The sequence below is a fragment of the Pseudomonas sp. GXM4 genome (genome assembly GCF_008923895.1).
In the GTDB taxonomy this organism is placed as follows: domain Bacteria; phylum Pseudomonadota; class Gammaproteobacteria; order Pseudomonadales; family Pseudomonadaceae; genus Aquipseudomonas; species Aquipseudomonas atacamensis.
Map to the genome: position 1 here is coordinate 1 of NZ_WBRZ01000475.1, position 1,817 is coordinate 1,817.

Consider the following 1,817-nt stretch of genomic DNA (forward strand, 5'->3'; position numbering starts at 1 on the left):
GCTCCGCGTCCCAAAGCGGACGCAGAGCGTCCATTGAGGCATTCCCACGCAGAGCGTGGGAACGATCATCATGAGCTGGCCTGGCGATTGGCATACATCCGACACTCCGCCAGCAACGCCAGCAAATTCGGATCACGCTCCTTGGCCTTCAGAAACACTACGCCAATGTGCTGCTGCAAGCGGTACTTCTCCTGCAACGGGATGAGCTTCACCCGGTTCTCGTACACCGCCGCAATCCGCCCCGGCAACAAGGCGTACCCCACCCCTGAGCTGACCATGCTCAGCAGGGTGAAGATGTCATTGACCTGCATTGCCACCTTCGGCTCGAATCCCGCTTGCTTGAACACCCGCACACCGTCCTGATGCGTGGCGAAGCCCTGGGTCAGGGTGATGAAGGTTTCATCACGCACTTCCGCCAGATCGACTTCACTGCGCTGCGCGAATTTTGAATCGGCCGGGGTGGCGAGGAAGATGTCGTCGGAAAACAGCGCAATCTGCTCGCAATCCGGATCGTTGATGCTGTCGTCCAGCGACACCAGAATCGCGTCGACTTCCATGTTTTTCAGCTTGTAGAGCAGGTCGATGTTCGAGCCGAGGATCAGGTCGATGTTGAGTTCGCTGCGGCGGATCTTCAGGCCCATGATCAGCTGCGGCACGGTCTTCACCGTCAGCGAATACAGCGAGCCGAGCTTGAAACGCTCGGCGGAGAACCCGGCGGCTTCGCGGGTCAGACGCACGCTGTCGACGACGTCGTTGATCAGCTTCTGCGCACGTTCTTCCAGCACATAAGCGCTTTCCAGCGGCGTCAGGTTGCGCCCTTCGTGTTTGAACAGCGGGCAGCGCAGGGCATTTTCCAAAGAGTGAATGGCGCGGTGCACGCTGACGTTGCTGGTCTGCAGTTCGGCGGCAGCGCGGGCGAGGTTGCCGGTGCGCATGAAGGCGAGGAACACCTCGAGTTTTTTCAGGGTCAATTCTTCGTCGATCAGCATGGCGCGGACTCTTTTTGGTATCGGCCGATTGTGCCCAATTCCCGCGTGACGCGCAGGCGAGGTTGAACAGAAACATTGCGCTTTTACGCTCAAGGCCCGAGCCTTGCGCGCTTGCGGTAGTGACTACGAGGTATGCGACACATGTATCACGGGGAAAAACTCAACGCTTGGACCCATCTGGTCGGAGCCATCGCCGCGTTTATCGGCGGCGTATGGCTGCTGGTGATTGCCAGCCTCGACGGCAGTCCATGGAAGATCGTCAGCGTGGCGATCTACGCCTTCACTTTGCTGGTGCTCTACAGCGCCTCGACCGTGTATCACAGCGTGCGCGGGCGCAAGAAAGCGATCATGAAGAAGGTCGACCATTTTTCGATCTACCTGTTGATCGCCGGCAGCTACACGCCGTTCTGCCTGGTGACGTTACGCGGGCCTTGGGGCTGGACGCTGTTCGGGATTGTCTGGGGGCTGGCGCTGATCGGCATCCTGCAAGAGATCAAACCGCGTTCCGAGGCGCGGATTCTGTCGATCGTGATTTACGCGGTGATGGGCTGGATCGTGCTGGTCGCGGTCAAACCGCTGATTGCCGCACTGGGCACAGCGGGGTTTGCCTGGCTGGCATCGGGCGGGGTTCTGTATACGGTGGGGATTATCTTCTTTGCCCTGGATCACCGCCTGCGGCATGCCCATGGCATCTGGCATCTGTTTGTGATCGCGGGAAGTCTGCTGCACTTTGTGGCGATTCTGTTTTATGTCCTGTAGCCCGGGTGACTGATCGTTCCCACGCTCTGCGTGGTAACGCCTCCTGTGACGCTCTGCGTCACGCTTTTT

The 1,817-nt window shown here is 59.2% G+C and carries 2 protein-coding genes; one reads left to right on the forward strand and one right to left on the reverse strand.

Annotation, left to right across the window (positions count from 1 at the left end):
- Window positions 1–68: 68 nt before the first annotated feature.
- Entirely contained in the window at window positions 69–989 is a 921-nt protein-coding gene (locus F8N49_RS27520) for a LysR substrate-binding domain-containing protein (protein WP_024014641.1), read from the reverse strand.
- Between the two features lie 141 nt (window positions 990–1,130).
- Between F8N49_RS27520 and F8N49_RS27525 the strand changes: the two genes are divergently transcribed.
- Window positions 1,131–1,748, forward strand: coding sequence for a hemolysin III family protein (locus tag F8N49_RS27525; RefSeq protein WP_071172237.1), 618 nt, complete (start codon window positions 1,131–1,133; stop codon window positions 1,746–1,748).
- Window positions 1,749–1,817: the final 69 nt, after the last annotated feature.